General features: G+C 68.3%; 21 protein-coding genes. 11 read left to right on the top strand and 10 right to left on the bottom strand.

Translation table 11 applies throughout. The features are described from left to right. Nucleotides 1-42: 42 nt before the first annotated feature. Together dprA and plsY are read right to left on the bottom strand one after the other, a co-directional pair. On the bottom strand, nt 43-1,125 hold the full coding sequence (dprA, locus tag ACIQCS_RS19085; RefSeq protein WP_345848790.1) for a DNA-processing protein DprA: 1,083 nt from the start codon (nt 1,123-1,125) through the stop codon (nt 43-45). Continuing rightward, a complete protein-coding gene (gene plsY / locus ACIQCS_RS19080) occupies nt 1,118-1,723 on the bottom strand; it encodes a glycerol-3-phosphate 1-O-acyltransferase PlsY (protein ID WP_345848788.1) in 606 nt (201 codons plus the stop codon). Before plsY ends, dprA begins: the two co-directional genes overlap by 8 nt. A 137-nt stretch (nt 1,724-1,860) precedes the next feature. On the opposite strand from plsY, the gene murI reads away from it, so the two are divergent. After that, on the top strand, nt 1,861-2,658 hold the full coding sequence (murI, locus tag ACIQCS_RS19075; RefSeq protein WP_345848787.1) for a glutamate racemase: 798 nt from the start codon (nt 1,861-1,863) through the stop codon (nt 2,656-2,658). 190 nt (nt 2,659-2,848) lie between these two features. On the opposite strand, the gene ACIQCS_RS19070 is transcribed toward murI, so the two are convergent. Then, complete coding sequence (locus ACIQCS_RS19070) at nt 2,849-3,019, bottom strand: hypothetical protein (RefSeq protein ID WP_345848786.1); 171 nt, start codon at nt 3,017-3,019, stop codon at nt 2,849-2,851. Between the two features lie 235 nt (nt 3,020-3,254). Here ACIQCS_RS19070 and hemA point away from each other — a divergent pair, with 235 nt between their 5' ends. Together hemA and ACIQCS_RS19060 are read left to right on the top strand one after the other, a co-directional pair. Beyond that, nucleotides 3,255-4,496 carry a 5-aminolevulinate synthase gene (gene hemA / locus ACIQCS_RS19065; protein ID WP_345848784.1) on the top strand — a complete coding sequence of 414 codons (1,242 nt, stop codon included), beginning with the start codon at nt 3,255-3,257 and terminating at the stop codon, nt 4,494-4,496. Further along, nucleotides 4,496-4,828, top strand: a complete 333-nt coding sequence (locus tag ACIQCS_RS19060) for a hypothetical protein (RefSeq protein WP_345848782.1) — start codon at nt 4,496-4,498, stop codon at nt 4,826-4,828. The genes hemA and ACIQCS_RS19060 overlap by 1 nt, the downstream gene beginning before the upstream one ends. Nucleotides 4,829-4,883: 55 nt before the next feature. On the opposite strand, the gene ACIQCS_RS19055 is transcribed toward ACIQCS_RS19060, so the two are convergent. The 3 genes from ACIQCS_RS19055 to ACIQCS_RS19045 form a co-directional block, all read right to left on the bottom strand. Further along, nucleotides 4,884-5,546: a class I SAM-dependent methyltransferase gene (locus tag ACIQCS_RS19055; protein WP_345848780.1), complete on the bottom strand. Its 663-nt coding sequence runs from the start codon at nt 5,544-5,546 to the stop codon at nt 4,884-4,886. Further along, a complete protein-coding gene (locus ACIQCS_RS19050; protein WP_345848778.1) occupies nt 5,543-6,787 on the bottom strand; it encodes a DUF3419 family protein in 1,245 nt (414 codons plus the stop codon). The genes ACIQCS_RS19055 and ACIQCS_RS19050 overlap by 4 nt, the downstream gene beginning before the upstream one ends. A 100-nt stretch (nt 6,788-6,887) precedes the next feature. Then, on the bottom strand, nt 6,888-7,451 hold the full coding sequence (locus ACIQCS_RS19045; RefSeq protein ID WP_345848776.1) for a DUF1579 family protein: 564 nt from the start codon (nt 7,449-7,451) through the stop codon (nt 6,888-6,890). 215 nt (nt 7,452-7,666) lie between these two features. On the opposite strand from ACIQCS_RS19045, the gene ACIQCS_RS19040 reads away from it, so the two are divergent. Continuing rightward, nucleotides 7,667-8,389, top strand: a complete 723-nt coding sequence (locus tag ACIQCS_RS19040) for a LytTR family transcriptional regulator DNA-binding domain-containing protein (protein WP_345848774.1) — start codon at nt 7,667-7,669, stop codon at nt 8,387-8,389. Between the two features lie 54 nt (nt 8,390-8,443). Here the strand turns inward: ACIQCS_RS19040 and ACIQCS_RS19035 are convergent, their stop codons facing one another. Together ACIQCS_RS19035 and ACIQCS_RS19030 are read right to left on the bottom strand one after the other, a co-directional pair. Then, a complete protein-coding gene (locus ACIQCS_RS19035) occupies nt 8,444-8,917 on the bottom strand; it encodes a hypothetical protein (protein WP_345848773.1) in 474 nt (157 codons plus the stop codon). Next, nucleotides 8,917-9,168 (bottom strand): hypothetical protein, encoded by a 252-nt coding sequence (locus ACIQCS_RS19030; protein ID WP_345848771.1) that lies wholly within the window; start codon nt 9,166-9,168, stop codon nt 8,917-8,919. The genes ACIQCS_RS19035 and ACIQCS_RS19030 overlap by 1 nt, the downstream gene beginning before the upstream one ends. Nucleotides 9,169-9,226: 58 nt before the next feature. Here ACIQCS_RS19030 and rpiB point away from each other — a divergent pair, with 58 nt between their 5' ends. The 5 genes from rpiB (at nt 9,227) to ACIQCS_RS19005 (ending at nt 12,755) form a co-directional block, all read left to right on the top strand. Continuing rightward, a complete protein-coding gene (gene rpiB, locus ACIQCS_RS19025; RefSeq protein ID WP_345848768.1) occupies nt 9,227-9,679 on the top strand; it encodes a ribose 5-phosphate isomerase B in 453 nt (150 codons plus the stop codon). Further along, nucleotides 9,676-10,986: a serine hydroxymethyltransferase gene (glyA, locus tag ACIQCS_RS19020; RefSeq protein ID WP_345848767.1), complete on the top strand. Its 1,311-nt coding sequence runs from the start codon at nt 9,676-9,678 to the stop codon at nt 10,984-10,986. Before rpiB ends, glyA begins: the two co-directional genes overlap by 4 nt. A 3-nt stretch (nt 10,987-10,989) precedes the next feature. Then, nucleotides 10,990-11,451, top strand: coding sequence for a transcriptional regulator NrdR (nrdR, locus tag ACIQCS_RS19015; protein ID WP_086128254.1), 462 nt, complete (start codon nt 10,990-10,992; stop codon nt 11,449-11,451). A gap of 208 nt (nt 11,452-11,659) precedes the next feature. Beyond that, the gene (locus ACIQCS_RS19010) at nt 11,660-12,397 is read left to right on the top strand and encodes an RNA methyltransferase (protein ID WP_401531498.1); all 738 of its coding nucleotides are present in this window, start codon (nt 11,660-11,662) and stop codon (nt 12,395-12,397) included. 85 nt (nt 12,398-12,482) lie between these two features. Further along, the gene (locus tag ACIQCS_RS19005; RefSeq protein WP_345848764.1) at nt 12,483-12,755 is read left to right on the top strand and encodes a hypothetical protein; all 273 of its coding nucleotides are present in this window, start codon (nt 12,483-12,485) and stop codon (nt 12,753-12,755) included. A gap of 61 nt (nt 12,756-12,816) precedes the next feature. Here ACIQCS_RS19005 and ACIQCS_RS19000 read toward each other — a convergent pair whose 3' ends face one another. Further along, complete coding sequence (locus tag ACIQCS_RS19000) at nt 12,817-13,119, bottom strand: chorismate mutase (RefSeq protein ID WP_345848763.1); 303 nt, start codon at nt 13,117-13,119, stop codon at nt 12,817-12,819. Nucleotides 13,120-13,297: 178 nt separating this feature from the next. Here ACIQCS_RS19000 and rpsD point away from each other — a divergent pair, with 178 nt between their 5' ends. Further along, complete coding sequence (gene rpsD, locus ACIQCS_RS18995; protein WP_086128258.1) at nt 13,298-13,912, top strand: 30S ribosomal protein S4; 615 nt, start codon at nt 13,298-13,300, stop codon at nt 13,910-13,912. A gap of 174 nt (nt 13,913-14,086) precedes the next feature. Then, nucleotides 14,087-14,854, top strand: coding sequence for a nucleotidyltransferase domain-containing protein (locus ACIQCS_RS18990; protein WP_345848756.1), 768 nt, complete (start codon nt 14,087-14,089; stop codon nt 14,852-14,854). Between the two features lie 13 nt (nt 14,855-14,867). Here ACIQCS_RS18990 and ACIQCS_RS18985 read toward each other — a convergent pair whose 3' ends face one another. After that, nucleotides 14,868-16,853: a S9 family peptidase gene (locus ACIQCS_RS18985; protein ID WP_345848754.1), complete on the bottom strand. Its 1,986-nt coding sequence runs from the start codon at nt 16,851-16,853 to the stop codon at nt 14,868-14,870. Nucleotides 16,854-16,890 lie beyond the last annotated feature (37 nt).

Raw genomic sequence — 16,890 nt, 5'->3', positions numbered from 1 at the left:
CCCCCATTTCCCCAGTGGAGGGGGTATCATTTTTATTATGAATTAACCAGTAAAACTCACCCGTCCCCCCGCATGCCGCTCCAGCCGCCCGGCCAGCTCCAGTTCGATCAGCACCGTCTGCACCACCGCCGGCGCCAGCCCCGATTGCCGGATCAGCTCGTCCGCCGCCACCGGCGCCGGCCCGAGCAGCCCGGTCACCGCGCGACGATCCGCATCGCTCGCATCCTCGATCGGTGGGCCTTGAAAGCCGCTCGTCGGCGCCCGCACGGCCCGCGGATCGATCGGGCGGATCATCTCCAGAATGTCGTCCACGCTTTGCACCAGGGTGGCGCCCTCGCGGATCAGCAGGTTGCAACCCTGCGCCCGCGGATCGAGCGGCGAGCCGGGCACCGCCATCACCTCGCGCCCCGCCTCGGCGGCGATTCGCGCGGTGATCAGCGAGCCGGAGCGCGGCGCCGCTTCCACCACCACCGTGCCCAGCGCCAGCCCGGCGATGATCCGGTTGCGCGCGGGGAAGAAACGGGCGAGCGGCTCGGTGCCCGGCGGCTGCTCGGCCAGCAGCAGCCCTTCGCGTGCCACTCGCTCCTGCAGCTCGCGATTCTCGGGCGGGAAGGCGATGTCGATCCCGCTCGCGATCACTCCCACCGTGCCGCTGCCGAGCGAGCCGACATGCGCCGCGGTGTCGATCCCCCGCGCCAGCCCGGAGACCAGCGTTACCCCGGCCTCGCCCAGCCCGAGCGCGATCTGGCGGGCGAAGCGGCAGGCGGCGGCCGAGGCGTTGCGCGCGCCGACGATGGCGACGGCGGGACGGGCGAGAAGCTCCGGCCGGCCCCGCAGGATCAGCGCGGGCGGCGCATTCTCGAGCTCGGCGAGGAGCGGCGGATAGTCCGCATCCCCCAGGAACAGATAGCGCGCGCCCAGCCGCTCGACGGCGGCGATCTCGCGCCGCACCGCGCCCGGATCGGCGATCACCGGCGCCCGCCCGCCGCCGCGCGCCGCGAGCATCGGCAGCGCGTCGAGCGCCGCCTCGGCGCTGCCGAAGCGGGCGATCAGCTGAGCATAGGTGACGGGGCCGATATTGGTGGAGCGCAGCAGCCTCAGCCGCGCCTCGCGCGTGTCAGCCACTTTTCTTGCCGATGCGGGGCTCGGTGCCGTTCAGCAGGCGATCGATGTTGGCGCGGTGCTTCCACAGCACGATCATCGCCAGCGCGAGCAGCATCAGCACTAGGTCGATCCGCCCGAAAAAGGCGGCGCTCACCGGTGCGCTGATCGCCGCGCTCATCCCCGCGAGCGAGGAGATGCGTAGCACCGCCAGCAGCCCGAGCCAGACCACCGCGAACACGATCGCCGAGGGCCAGTGCAGCGCGAGCACCACGCCCATCATCGTCGCCACGCCCTTGCCGCCGTTGAAGCGCAGCCACACCGGGTAGCAATGGCCGATGAACGCGGCGAGCCCGCCCAATATCCCGCCGCCCGGCAGGAGCGTGCCGGCGATCCACACCGCGGCGGCGCCCTTGGCGAGATCGAGCAGCAGCGTCGCCGCCGCCAGCCCCTTGCGCCCGGTGCGCAGCACGTTGGTGGCGCCGATATTGCCGGATCCGATCTGGCGCAGGTCCCCGGCGCCGAAGAAGCGGGTGAGCAGCAGCCCGAACGGGATCGAGCCCAGCAGATAGCCGAGCAGCAAGACCCCTGCGGGAACGAGCCATGGAATGTAGGTTGTCAATTCATCCCCCTGCGCCTGCCAACATAGTGGCTGGCGGGGACGGTGCAATGACGCGGATGGTGCCCAATCGGATGTATTGGCCCGATGCATCGGGGCGAGGTTGACGCTGCACCGCGCCCGGCCCATGCCGCGCGGCGATGTCCGACGACCGTCCCGTCCTGTTCTTCGATTCCGGCGTGGGCGGGCTTTCGGTGCTCGCGCCCTGCGCGGCGCTGCTGCCGCACGCGCCGCTCGTCTATGTCGCCGATTCGGCGGGTTTCCCCTATGGCACCCGCAGCGAAGGCGAGATCGCCGCGCGCGTGCCGGCCCTGCTGGGCCGCCTTGCCGAGCGCTATGATCCGCGACTGATCGTGATTGCCTGCAACACTGCGTCGACGATCGCGCTCCAGCATGTCCGCGCCGCGCTGGACGTGCCGATCGTCGGCACCGTGCCCGCGATCAAGCCCGCCGCGGCGATCAGCGAGACGCGGGTGATCGGGGTGCTCGGCACCGAGGCGACCGTGCGCCAGCCCTATGTCGACGATCTCGCGGCGCGCTTCGCCGGCGATTGCACGGTGCTGCGCCACGGCTCCGCCGAGCTGGTCGAGATCGCGGAGGCCGCGCTGGAAGGGGTGCCGCCGATCCCGGCGCGGATGCGCGCCGTGCTCGCCGGGCTGTTCGGCCAGCCGGGCGGCGAACGGATCGACGTGATCGTCAATGCCTGCACGCATTTCCCGCTGGTCGAGGCCGAGCTCGCCGCCGCCGCCCCCCATCCGGTGCGCTTCGTCGATGGCGGTCCCGGCATCGCCCGGCGTGTCGCGCAACTCACCCAGGGCCAGGGCTGGCCTTCGGCGCCGGTGCCGGGAAGGGCAGTGTTCACTGCGCGCAGCGCGCGGACCGACATGCTGGCGCCGGCTCTGGCGCGCTACGGCCTGGTCGGGATTGAGTCGCTCTAGCGTTCCCGCCTCAATCGGCGGATGCCGTCATCCCCGCGCAGGCGGGATCCAGGGCCAGGCGCGGAGCAGGAGCGGCAAGCCCGTCCCCTCCGGAAAGCGTTCGCGTGATGGTGCCGCCATCCCATTCCGTTCCGGACCCCCGCCGGCACGGGGACGACGGAAGTGGGAATATGCGTTCCGGCTCCAGCCTTCAGGCCTGGACGCAGGGCGCGACGGCGACGGCGATGTCGCGGAGCCGCGCCGAATAGCGGTCGGCCATCTCCAGATGCACGCGACGTGCAGTCATGTCGTCGCTGCGTTCTGCATGCTCGCGCTCCTCGCGCTCGCGTCTGGCGAAATATTCCATGTCTCTGACAGTCATGGCCCTATGCTCCTGTTCCTGCGGGGAGCGCGCTAGGTTACTCAACCGCAGGCTGGCCCGATAGCCGAGTCGCTCGCGATGATTCCTGCTTACCACAAGTCGCGCCATTCCCGCAGCAATCCCTATCGATTTCGGACAAAAGGGATTTTGTTCTCGATCAAAGGCGGGATTCGGGGCTCGGATTAGGCATTATGTCCAACTGGAAATCGCCGGGCTTTGGCGATAGGAACGCAGGATGCACAGCGCAGACAGCCCAGCGCCCGTCGACTATTCCCGGGTTTTCTCGTCCGCGATCGACCGGCTGCATGCCGAGGGCCGCTACCGCGTCTTCATCGACATCCTGCGCAACAAGGGCATGTTCCCCAATGCGCGCTGCTTCGCCGGGCACAACGGTCCGAAGCCGATCACCGTCTGGTGCTCGAACGACTATCTGGCGATGGGCCAGCATCCCAAGGTGATCGCGGCGATGGAGGAGGCCCTTCACGACGTCGGCGCCGGCTCGGGCGGCACGCGCAACATCGGCGGCAACACCCATTATCACATCGAGCTGGAGCATGAGCTCGCCGATCTCCACGGCAAGCAGGGTGCGCTGCTCTTCACGTCGGGCTATGTCTCGAACGAGGCGACGCTTTCCACGCTCGCCAAGATCCTGCCCGGCTGCATCGTCTATTCGGATGAGCTCAACCACGCCTCGATGATCGCGGGCATCCGCAATTCGGGCTGCGAGAAGCGTGTCTTCCGCCATAACGACCTGGCGCATCTCGAGGCGCTGCTCGCGGCCGACGATCCCGCCGTGCCCAAGCTGATCGCCTTCGAGAGCGTCTATTCGATGGACGCCGACATCGCGCCGATCGCGGCGATCTGCGACCTGGCCGACAAGTACAACGCGCTGACCTATCTCGATGAGGTCCATGCCGTCGGCATGTACGGCCCGCGCGGCGGCGGCATCTCGGAGCGCGACGGCGTTGCCGACCGGCTGACGATCATCGAGGGCACGCTCGGCAAGGCGTTCGGCGTGATGGGCGGCTATATCGCGGCCGACCAGATGATCATCGACGTGATCCGCAGCTATGCCCCGGGCTTCATCTTCACCACCTCGCTCTCGCCCGTGCTCGTCGCCGGCGCGCTGGCGAGCGTGAAGCATCTGAAGGGCTCCTCCGGCGAGCGCGAGGGCCAGCAGGCCGCGGCGGCGAAGCTGAAGGCGATGATGGCCGAATCCGGGCTTCCGGTGATGCCGTCGACCACGCACATCGTGCCGCTGATGGTCGGCGATCCGGTCAAGGCCAAGAAGATCAGCGACATCCTGCTCGCCGAGTACGGCGTCTACGTCCAGCCGATCAACTACCCGACCGTGCCGCGCGGCACCGAACGCCTGCGCTTCACCCCCGGCCCCGCGCATGACGAGAGCATGATGCGCGGGCTGGTCGATGCGCTGGTCGAGATCTGGGGCCGGCTGGAACTGCGGCGCGCGGCGTGATGCGGGTGCTGCGCAGGCTGGCGATCCCCCTCCTGCTTGCGTGCTGGCTTGCGCTTCAGATCTGGCTGTACGGCTTCGGCGCTCGCGCCATGCTCGGCTTCTGCACGGTGTTGATCGTGCTGGTCGGGAGCGAGGCCTTCGCCGAGCGGGTGCGGCGGCCATGGCGCGACTATGCGATTGTCGCCACAGCCTCGGCCCTTGCGGGCCTGTTCCTGTTGGGCGTTTCTTCGAGCCCCGCCGCGCTGATCTTCTGGCTCATATGCACGGCCATGGCGCTGTTCTGGGTCTGGTATTGGGCGCGGACCGAGCGACCGCTCCCCAGCGGGGACTAGCCTTTTGCCCCGGCGGGCGGCAGCGCGCAGTACGGGGCGATGCGCCTGGCCAGACTCAGTCCCGCGTCAGCGTCGCGCTCCACACATAGCCGCGCAGGGTCGAGCGGAAGTCGAGGCGCAGCCCCTGTTCCTCGGCGATGCGCTTCAGCACCGCGGGCAGCGTATCGCGCGGGAACACGTGGAAATCGTTGAGCGACTTGAAGTGCAGCCGCTTGGCGAAGCCCGGCAGCCGCTCATATTGCCCGAAGTCGACGATGTGCAGGCTGCCGCCCGGCGCCAGCGCCTTCGCTCCCAGTTCGATCGCCTCCACCCAGGGCGGGATCATCGAGAGCGTATAGCTCATGAACACCCGGTCGAGCTTGTCGACGCCGAACAGCGTCTGCACATCGAACGCGCCGGCATCGGCCTGGGCCAGGGTGATCCTGTCCGCGAGCCCCTTCTTCTCGACCGAGGCGCGCGCCGTCTCCAGCATCGCCTCGCTGATATCGAAGCCATAGCAGCGCGCCTCGGGGAAGCGCTTGGCCGCCATGATCAGGTTGCGTGCCGTGCCGCAGCCGACCTCGAGCACCGTCCCGCCCCTGGGCGGGTTCAGCCCGCGGATCAGCGCGTCGCGCCCGAGCAGATAGAATTTCCGCGTGAAGTCATAGAAGTGGCGATGGAGCGCATAGGTCGCGTCCATCAGCCCCTTCTGGTCGGCGCCCCCGGTCGCGGCGCTCATGCGTGCGGCTTCAGCGTCCAGACGTGCGTCGCGCCATAGACCGACGAACGGTCGCGGCGCGTCCAGTCGTCGAGCTTGGCCTGGTCCTCATATTCCCACTGGGACAGGAGTTCCTCGGGGATATGGCCCTTCACCACATCGGGGATCGCCGCGGTGCGATAGAGCACGCGCGCGCCCGGCTTGGCGGTGCGGGTGATCTCGCTCCAGATGCGGGTGAGCTGCTCGTCGGTCATCCAGTCCTGCGCGTCGAGCAGGATGTAGCGGTCGAGCGACTGGGCCGGCATCGACTCGAGATAGTCGGCATAGTTGGTGTGGCGGATCTCGACCCGGTCGGCACGCGCGCGCACCAATTCCCAGTTCTTCGCCTCGAGATAGGGCGGCAGCGGCGCATCCGGACCCTCGCCATAGCCGCGGCCAAAGGCCTGCCAGGCGTAGAAATTGTCCTTCAGGTCGAAGTCGCAGGCGAGCTTCCTGAGGCGGCTCCTGAGCGCGCCCGTGATGCCCGCCTGATCGTCGATCTTGAGCAGGTCATACTGTGCCGGCGGGATGCCGAAGCCGAACAGCGCGGCGGGCTGGTCGACCAGCCAGCGCAGGAACTTCTTCTCGAAGAAGGGCGCGAAGCGGGTCTCGAAGATCTGGCGCTGCTCCTCGATGCTCTTCGCCTTCAGGATCTCGCGCGGATCGATGCCGTAGCGGTTGGCGAGCCAGTGGACGAAGCCGATCAGGCGGCCGAGCAGGCCATATTTGTAGAAGCCGTGCTTGAACGCGTCGATGCGCCGGGTGCCGTTCAGGCCGCGGCGCTCCCAATAGTCGCGATAGGGCGCGCCGAGGTGCGGCGCGATATGCTGGCGATAGGCCTCGACATTCTCCGCCTTGTTCGCCTGGCCGAAGAAGCGGTGGAACGCAGCATAGTCGGGCAGGTTCAGCGCCGCCTGCTTCTTGAGGTTGTTGAGCGCGATGTGCGCCGGGTTCAGGTCGACCGCGGTGATCCGGGCCGGATTCGCCGTCAGGTACGAGAAGACGTTGCACCCGCCCGAGGCGATCGTGACCATGTGATGGTCCGGCTGGAGCTGCAGCGCCTCCATGTCGATCACCGGGTCTTCCCAGATCTGCGGATAGACCAGGCCCCGGAACGCGAAGGTGAAGGCGCGCTCGAGCAGCCCTTCCTTGGTGAGGTGCTCGTGGCGGTGCACGGCACCGCGCACGGCGACATTCTTCGGCGTCTTGGTAATCGAACCCATCAGTGACTCCTGGGCGCCCGGCGGGCGGCGGCGTTCCGCCACGCCCTATTACCCCTTTGTGACGAACCGGCGTCACCCTTGGGTCAGGAGTGCTGTAAAATCAATCCCGTGTCATGCTTCCGGCCATCGGCCAGTCGCTGTCGCCGACGCGCTTCAGGGTCATTCTGAAGAAGGGGCGGGGCGGCTGGCCGCCGGCGACGAAATCGCCGGTCTCCGTCCAGGTCGTGCCGTCGAAGCTGGCCTGGTAGCGCACCCTGGCATCGGGGCCGGCCGGCACTTCCCAGGCATAGCCCTTGTCGATCACGGTCATCGCGAAGCTGCCCGATCGGCCGCCGGTATGGCTCGCCATGGCAAAGGCCTTCGCGGCGGGATCGTAGGATATGACGGCGAAGGCGTTGAACGGCACCTTGCCGTCCGCGCCGAACGACTTGCCCTCGATCAGCGTGATCGTGCCGCCGAGCAGCGTGCCGACTCGCTCGGTATGCGTGACCACCAGTTCCTTGCCGCCCGGCATCTGCATCCGGGCCTCGCCGCGCCATTTCCCGTGCATCCAGTCGAGCTTGTGCATCGCCTCGGCCTGGGCGGCCATTGCGGCGGTGTCAGCGGCCTGGGCGTGCGCTGCGACGGGCAGGGCGACGGCAAGCGCGAGGACTGCGCCAAACATTGGGCCAAACATTGGGCCAGACATGGAGCGAAGCATGGGGTCTCCCGTTGCGATCGCGGGCAGCGCATGGCAGCCTCTCCGCCATGCCCGCCGCCCGGTCGCTCCGCATTCGCCCCGTCGCCCGCCCGGCCGGCAAGCGCGGTTTCGCGAAGCGTGCCCTTGGCTTCGCGAAACACGCCCTCGGATCCGCGAGGCGGGCCTTGCCGGAGGGGGCGGTGCCGGGCTTTCCGCTCCTCTGGGTCGCCTGCCTCGCCGCGGCGGCGCTGATGATCGTCACCGGCGGGTTCGGCACCGGCGCGCTGCCGCTCGGCCCCCGCGCCGCCTTCTGGTTGCTGCTCATGGGCTGGAACGCGCTCAAATGGCAGGCGCTGTTCGCCTGGGGCGTGCGCAAGCCGGGCGACTGGCCGCGCGTCGCGCTGCTCGGCACCATCCCGCTCAACCTGCCGCTGCCGCTCGAGATCCAGCTCTGCGGCGTGCTGATCGGCCAGAGCATGCGCGCGATGCCGTTCGACGTCTGGATCAGCGCGGCCGCGATCAGCGCGGGGATCTTCGGGGTCTGCGCGGTCGTCGCCAGGATGGTGCTGCGCCGGATGCGCCCGGTGCGTGCCGATACCGGCCTGCTCGCCCGCGCCCGGATTGCCGCCGGCGATCTCGCGGCGATCGAGGCGGAGGATCATTATTGCCGCATCCACCGCCGCGACGGCCGCAGCGCGCTCGTCCATTATCGTTTCGGCGACGCGCTGGAGGAAGTCGCGGGGCTCGACGGCCTCAAGGTCCATCGCGGCGCCTGGGTCGCGGCGGCGGCGGTCGAGGGCGCGGAGCGCGCCGGCCGCAAATGGCGGCTGCGGCTGGCGGGCGGCGGCAGCGTGCCGGTCAGCGCCACCCATGCGCCGGCGGCGCGGGCGCGGGGATGGCTGCGGGGCAGGGGCAAGCCATAGCTCTCCCATCCCCCGGCCTTGTGCCGGGGTGACGATTGGGGTTCGGGAACGGGCCTAGTCCCGGCAATAGCCTTCGCCGGACTTCACCGTCAGGCAGTCCTTCTTCCCCGCCAGATACTTCAGGCCGGTCGCATCGCCGTCGCTGGCTTTGAGTTCCTGCCTGCCGTCCGGCCGCTCGAAGGCAATGCCCGCGCGCGTGCCCTTGCCGTCGAAGGTCCCCTTGTCGTCGAGCGTATATTGCATCTCCAGCTTGTAGGTGCCGGCGTCCTTGCCCTTGGCGACGACCAGATAGGTGCCTTCCACGCCCTTCCAGCGGCCGGCCCAGTCGTCATGCGCCACCGGCTTGCCGGAGACTTCCTTCTTCAGGTCGGCGGCGCCCTCGGCAACGGCGTTGGCGATCGAGCCGCCCACCGCCACCGCGGCATTGCCCGCGGTCTCGGTGGCATTGGCGGTGGCATCGGCGGCCTTGTCGGCGGCGTGGCAGGCGGCGAGCGCCAGCGCGGGCGCCAGGATCAGCAGCGGGCGCATTAGCGGGTCGCCTCGTCGATCGCGTTGCCGACATGCTCGGCGCGGTTGCCGATGTCGCTGGCGGTATTGTCGATCGCCGCGCCGGCATCGTCGGCGGCATTGCCCAGCGTGTTGCCCATGTCGTTCACGCTGTTCTCCAGCGAGTCGCCGGTCGCGTCCAGCGAGTTGCTCAGATTGTCCTGCGCGCCCTGCGAACAGGCGGCGAGCCCCAGCGCGAGCGCCGGGATCAGGGCGAAAATCGTCTTGCGCATCTTTCTCTCCGAATAGTCGGTCTAGCCAGCCGGTCCCTTGCGGCGTAGGGGAGCGCGCATGTCGTACACCATCGCCATCGCCTCGGACCATGCCGCCTATGCCATGAAGGCAGAACTCGCCGAATGGTTGCGTAACGAAGGGCATGAAGTGCTCGATCTCGGGACCAACGGACCCGAAAGCGTCGACTATCCCGACTATGGCTATCGCCTGGCCAGGGCGATCGAAGAGGGCAGGGCGGAGCGCGGCGTCGCGTTGTGCGGCTCCGGCATCGGCATCTCGATCGCAGTGAACCGCAACCCGCATGCCCGCTGCGCGCTCGTCTCCGAGCCGCTCTCGGCCGGCCTTGCGCGCCAGCACAACGACGCGAACGTCGTCGCGCTCGGCGCCCGTCTCGTCGGCATCGAGATGGCCAAGGCCTGCATCACCACCTTCCTCGCAACCGAGTTCCTCGGCGATCGCCACCAGCGCCGGGTCGAGAAGCTCAGCCATCCAGAAAGGGCCCCAGAATGAGCACCAACCCCGTGAACCTTGGCGCCCAGCCCGATGGCTATTTCACGCGCAGCCTCGCCGAGGCGGATCCGGCGGTCTTCGCCGGCGTGCAGCATGAGCTGACGCGCGAGCAATATCAGATCGAGCTGATCGCATCCGAGAACATCGTCTCCAAGGCGGTGCTGGAAGCCCAGGGCTCGGTCTTCACCAACAAATATGCCGAGGGCTATCCGGGCAAGCGCTATTATCAGGGCTGCCATCCCTCGGACGAAGTCGAGCAGCTGGCGATCGATCGCGCCAAGCAGCTGTTCGGCTGCGGGTTCGCCAACGTCCAGCCGCATTCGGGCGCGCAGGCGAACGGCGCGGTGATGCTCGCGCTCGCCAAGCCGGGCGACACGATCATGGGCCTCAGCCTCGATTCGGGCGGCCATCTGACGCACGGCGCCAAGGCGGCGATGTCGGGCAAGTGGTTCAATGCGGTGCAATATGGCGTCGATCCCGAGACGCACCTGATCGACTTCGACCAGGTCGAGCGCCTGGCCCGGGAGAGCCAGCCGCGCATCATCATCGCCGGCGGCTCGGCCTATCCGCGCCACATCGATTTCGCCCGGTTCCGCGCGATCGCGGACGAGGTCGGCGCGATCTTCATGGTCGACATGGCCCATTTCGCCGGCCTGGTCGCCGGTGGCGTCCACCCGACTCCGTTCGGCCATGCCCATGTCGTCACCACCACCACCCACAAGACGCTGCGCGGCCCGCGCGGTGGTGCCGTGTTCACCGATGACGAGGCGATCGCCAAGAAGATCAACTCGGCAGTGTTCCCGGGCCTGCAGGGCGGCCCGCTGATGCACGTCATCGCCGCCAAGGCGGTGGCGTTCGGCGAGGCGCTCCAGCCCGAGTTCAAATCCTATGCGGCGGCGATCGTCGAGAACGCCAAGATCCTCGCGGCCACGCTCAAGGAGCGCGGCGCGGCGGTGGTCTCGGGCGGCACCGACACGCATCTGGCGCTGATCGACCTCACTCCGCTGGGCGTGACCGGCAAGGACGCCGACGAGGCGCTCGAGCGCGCGGCGATCACCTGCAACAAGAACGGCATCCCCAACGATCCGCTTCCCCCGGTCAAGACCAGCGGCATCCGCGTCGGCTCGCCGGCCGGCACCACCCGCGGCTTCGGACCCGCAGAGTTCCGCGAGATCGGCAACATGGTCGCCGACGTGCTCGACGGCCTGAAGAAGAATGGCGAGCAGGGCGATGCCCAGGTCGAGGCCAATGTCCGCGAGCGCGTCCGCGCGCTGTGCGAGCGCTTCCCCATCTATCCGGAGCTGTAAGGATTGCGCTGCCCCTTCTGCGGACATGAAGACAGTCAGGTAAAGGACAGCCGCCCCACCGAAGACGGGGCGGCGATCCGCCGTCGGCGCCAGTGCGAGGCCTGTGCCGCGCGCTTCACCACGTTCGAGCGCATCCAGCTGCGCGAGCTCACCGTGCTCAAGAGCGAGGACAAGCGCGAGCCGTTCGACCGCGACAAGCTGGTCCGCTCGATCTCGGTCGCCACCCGCAAGCGGCCGGTCAACGCGATGCAGATCGAGAAGCTGGTCTCGGGCATCCAGCGCCAGCTCGAGACCGCCGGCGACACCGAAATCCCCTCTCAGAAGATCGGCGAGCTGGTGATGGAAGGGCTCAAGGGCCTGGATTCGGTCGCCTATATCCGTTTCGCCAGCGTCTATAAGGATTTCCGGGAAGCGAAGGACTTCGAGGAATTCGCCGGCAATGTGAGCGAGGTGGGGAAGGGGTAGTTTCCGCCCTTCCTCCAGACCCTCCCGTCCTCCCCGCGAAAGCGGGGACCCGCCTCCCGGGCCATCCGCGCATATAACTGCCGTGTTTGCGGCACGCGTAGGAGACGGGTCCCTGCTTTCACGGGGAGGACGGCTGTGGGGAGTTGTCCTTGGCGGGTTGTGCGCTCAGGACGAACGGTGAGAAGAGATCGAGGAAGCGATTGAAGAAGTGAGCAAAGCCGTGGCCCCATCCCCCGTCATCGTCCTCGTCCGCCCGCAGCTTGGCGAGAATATCGGCAAGGCCGCGCGCGCGATGCTCAATTTCGGGCTGGTCGACCTGCGCCTCGTCGCGCCGCGCGACGGCTGGCCCAATCCCGGCGCCGGCCCCGCCGCGAGCGGCGCGGACCTGGTGCTGGAACGGGCCGAGGTCTTCGAGACCGTTGCCGACGCGGTGGCGGATTGCACGCACGTCTATGCCACCACGGTGCGCAAGCGCGGCGTCTCCAAGCCGGTCGTCACGCCCGAGGAGGCCGCCCGCGAGATCCACCGCGACGAGGGCCGCTCGGCGATCCTGTTCGGCCCCGAGCGCTCGGGCCTGGAGACGGACGACGTGGCCGTCGCCCGCACCATCGTCACCGTGCCGATCAACCCGGAATTCGGCTCGCTCAACCTTGCCCAGGCGGTGATCCTGGTCGCCTATGAATGGTCGAAGGGCGTGCGCCTTGCCCAGCCGACCCAGGAAGAACTCGCCCCTCCCGCGCCGCAGGACGAGCTCGACGGCATGATCGGCCAACTCGATGCGATGCTCGAGGAATCGGGCTATTATTTCCCGCCCGACCGGGTGCCGTCGACGAAGCGGACCTTGCGCACCCTGCTCACCAAGCCGGCCTGGTCGAGCCAGGAACTGCGCACGCTGCGCGGCGTGCTCTCGGCGCTCGAAGGGAAGAAGCGGCACCGCAGCAGCTGATGCAGTGCTGCAATACACTTCTGCTTTCCGTGGATGTGAAACCCCGCTAGACTATGCGAATCTTTCGAGTGGGGAGGGATTTTTGATGCGTTTCGTACCCGTGCTTGCGTTGCTCGTTCTCGCCACCCCGGCGCTTGCCCATCAGGATGCCGATGGCGGGGCCGACAAGAAGGCCAAGGCCGAGAAGAAGATCTGCCGCGCGCTTGTCTCGACCGGCTCGATCATGGGCAAGCGGGAATGCCACACCAAGGCCGAATGGGACGCGATGAGCGATCGTTCGACCAATGCGCGCGACAAGCTGGACCGCGACATGGGCGGCCGCACCGGCGGCATCGGCGCCACCCGCAGCAACGACTGAGCGGCTTTCCGCGCGCCGGCGGCGTCGGCCGCCGCGCGGATGCCTGCACCCGCGAATCTCTTCAGCGCTGGTCGAACGCCGCGAGCTCATAGGCGATCGAGGCTTCGACCAGCCTGTCCCAGATCTCGCCGATCGGCGCGTCGGGAATGCCGGCGGCGCGGGCATGCGTGCGGGCATTGGCGATCACCTGTGCCTTGCGCGCCTCGTCGCGGACATGGGAACGCTCGGGCTTGATGCGCGCGGCGGCGTCCATATAGCCGAAGCGGCGCTTGAGGAGCTGGACCAGCGCCGCGTCCACCGCGTCGACGCCGGCACGCACCTCGATCATGGTCGTGCAGGCTTCGGGATCGATCGTGTCTTGCATGGCGGCTCCTTGGCGGGGCGGCGCGCCGCTGTCCAGCTTGACTCGGCCGCGCCGCACCGCTAACCGCGCGCCTTCGCAATGGCCCCGCACCCCGGTGAAGCGGTGGCCCTGCCCTCCCTGGTGAGATCAGCAGGCGGATACCGGGAACAACGTCGTTAGCGATTGCAAGGATTTACGAATGTCGAAGCGTTCCAGCGCAAAGTACAAGCTCGATCGCCGCATGGGCGAGAACATCTGGGGCCGTCCCAAGTCCCCGGTGAACAAGCGCGAATATGGCCCGGGCCAGCACGGCCAGCGCCGCAAGGGCAAGATGTCCGACTTCGGCATCCAGCTGCGCGCCAAGCAGAAGCTCAAGGGCTATTACGGCGACGTCACCGAGAAGCAGTTCAAGCGCGCCTATGAGGACGCTTCGAAGATGAAGGGTGACACCTCGCAGAACCTGATCGGCCTGCTCGAGCAGCGCCTCGACATGATCGTCTATCGCGCCAAGTTCGCGCCGACGATCTTCGCGGCTCGCCAGCTGGTCAACCACGGCCACGTCCTGGTCGATGGCGAGAAGTGCAACATCGGCTCGCGCCGCATCAAGCCGGGCCAGACCGTGTCGCTGCGCGCCAAGGCGCAGGAGATGGCGCTGGTGATGGAGGCGCAGAGCCTCGCCGAGCGCGACATCCCCGATTACGTGTCGCCGGACGGCGCCTCGAAGATCACCTTCACGCGCGTGCCGACCCTCGACGAGGTGCCGTACCCGGTGAAGATGGAACCGAACCTGGTCGTCGAGTTCTACAGCCGCTGATGCCGGGATCTGGCGCAGGCCAGATCCGGCCATGATCAGCGGCTCGGCCGGCGGCGCCGATCCAGAAAGAAACGGGGCGGTCCTTCGGGGCCGCCCTTTTTCGTTGCGGGGATCGAACCGCTATGGCGGATGTCCGGTCTGGTCCGGCTCCCGTGGTTCCGGCACAGATGCCGCATGATCGATCCGACCCTGTCCACGCCAGCCGAGGTGCTGGCGGCCGCGCGCGCCATCGTGGCGGCGCGCTATCCGGATGCCGCCTTCGCGCTCGTCGCGGGATCGCTGATGCGCGGCGAGGGCACGGTGCACTCCGATCTCGATCTGATCGTGATGTACGACCGGGTCGAATCCTCGCGGCGTGAGTCCTTCCTTGCCGAGGGCGTGCCGGTGGAGGTGTTCGTCCATGACGACGAGACGCTGGCCTGGGCGATCAACGTCGCCGTGACGCGCGGCCGGCCCAGCCTTGTCGCGATGATCGCCGAAGCGACGGCGATCGGCCGCATCCCGCAGCGGGCGGCGCGGCTGAAGGGGGCGATGGTCGCGGCCCTCGCCAAGGGGCCGCCGCCCATGGCGCCCGCCCAGCTCGATGCGCTGCGCTACGCGATCACCGATGCGGTGCAGGACCTGCGGGGGGATCGCGGCGCGGCCGAGCGCCTGGCGATCGGCGTCCTGCTATATCCGCTGCTGGCCGAGCTGGCGCTGCGCGGACGCGGCCAGTGGCATGCGACGGGCAAATGGGTGCCGCGCGCGCTCGCCAGGATCGATGGCGAGCTGGCCGATCGGTTCGACCACGCCTTTCGCACCCTGTTCGGATCGGGCGCGACCGAGGCCGTCGTCGCGCTCGCCGAGCGGGAGCTTGCGCCGCACGGGGGCATGCGCTTCGACGGCGACGTCCAGATCGCCAACCCGGCCTGGCGCGCGCCGCCCGGCCGGGTTGGCGCCTAGCGCTTCCCGGTGCTCAGGGCTTGGCGGGAAGCTTCAGCGCCGCGCGCAGGAACCCGTCGCTCTTGTCGAGCATCTGGGTGCGCGCGCGATCGTCGTCGAGCTGGTGGTCGAGGCCCTTGAACTCGACCAGCTCGACCGGCTTGCCCGCGCCGCGCAGCTTCGACGCCATCAGCCGCGATTCGCCGATCCCCACGTTCAGGTCGCGGTCGCCATGGAACATCAGCACCGGCGCCTTGATCTTCTCGGCGTTCTGGGCCGGCGAGCCTTCCCGTACATGCGGCCCGGAGCCGATGAACTTGCTGACCAAGTCGTAGTTGGTGAAGCCCAGGGCTTCCTTTCGCAGCGTTTCCAGGTCGGTCACCGGCGCGATCGCCACGATCGCCTTGAACAGGTCGGGGGCGAGGGCCGGGCTCTGCAGCGCCGCATAGCCGCCATAGGACCAGCCGACGATCGCGAGCTTGTCCGGCGCGGCGATGCCCTGCGCGACCAGCCAGCGCCCGCCGTCGTTGACGTCGCCGATCGCGGTGCGCCACGACTGGAAGCCGTTCTTCTGGAACCAGGCGTCGCCATAGCCGGTCGATCCGCGGAAATTGGGCTGGAGCACCGCGAAGCCGCGCGCCGCATAGAATTGCGCAAGCCAGTCGAAGCCCCATTCGTCGCGCGCGCCCGGGCCGCCATGCGGCATTACGATCGCGGGCAGGTTCTTGCCGTCGCTGCCGGGCGGCAGGGTGAGATAGCCGGGAATCGCGGTGCCGTCGGCCGCCGGGAAGTTCACTGCCCGCATCGGCGACAGGCTGGTCTTGGCCAGTTCCGGCCGGGAAGGCATCACTTCGGCGAGCTGCCGGCTGGTCTTGTCGTAGAGATAATAGGTACCCGGATCGGTGTCGCCGCCGGCGAACAGCAGCAGCTTCTTCTCGTCGGCGGTCGCGTCGACGAAAGTCACCAGCGGCTTGCCGGGCAGCGCCTTGCCGAGCGCGGCGCGAAGCTTCCGCAGCTCGGGATCGAAGAATTCGGTGTTGCGCTTGTCGGTGGCGTAGCTCACGCCGACCACGCGCCGCTGCCGGCCGATGCGGACCAGCCCGTCGACATCGACCTGGGGATGCTCGAACACCAGCGTGCGGGTGAGGCTGCCGTCGAGCGCGATGCTGTAGAGCGCGGTCCGCCCGTCCTTGCCGTCGAAGCCATAGACGATGTTGGCGTCGCGATCGACGGCATAGGGGTTGAAGCCGGCATAGCCGCCGATACCGTCCGCGACGACTTCGCCCAGCTTCTTCCATTCGCGGTTGTCGGGCGTGCGATAGCTATAGGTGTAGCGGCCGGTGCTCATTCCCGTGCCGCGAGTCTCCGCCACGCCCAGGATGCGGACATTGCCGTGCCCGTCGCTGATATACTCGCTGGCGCTGCCCCGTGGCAGCTCGACGCTCCGGCGCTTGAGCGTCGTCGCGTCGACCAGCTCCACTCCCATCCCCTCGCGCGCGTTGGCGAGATGGGTGCCGGTGGAATATTCGGGAATAGCTATGCTGGTCATCAGCACCGATCCGTTCGACCCGTCCGGGCCCCAGTCGATGATTTCCCCGCCCGACTGGGCGAAGCCGAGCGCGCCCGCGCTGGTGCGCTTGCTCAGCAGCTTGAGGTCCGATCCGTCGGCGTTGAGCGAGACCATCCGGGTGAAGGCGATTTTCTGGTCGAGCTGCTCGATCATGTAGATGTTGCACACGATCCGCGTCGAACTGGCCCAGCGGCAGTTGGTGAGCTGGTCGGGATCGCCGCTTGCGGTGAGCACCACCTTGGTCGTGCCGGTCCCCACATTGGCGACCACCAGTGCCGCGCCGCGCCCGGGCATCGGCTCGATCATCGCCACCTGGGTGCCGTCGGGCGACAGGCTGATCTGCTGCACGAACTCGCGCGCGCCGAAATTGCGCGCATCCTGGCTCTGCGCGCAAGCAAGCGCCGGCATGGCCGAAGCGGCGAACAGCGCCGCGCGAACGAAGTACTTCATGGATCCCCCCCAAATTTCGGCCGGGAACCTAGCCAAC

Origin of the sequence: Sphingomonas sp. NPDC092440, from assembly GCF_044754985.1 — a bacterium.
In the GTDB taxonomy this organism is placed as follows: Bacteria; Pseudomonadota; Alphaproteobacteria; order Sphingomonadales; family Sphingomonadaceae; genus Sphingomonas.
This window is presented reverse-complemented; position numbering and strand designations above follow the sequence as displayed.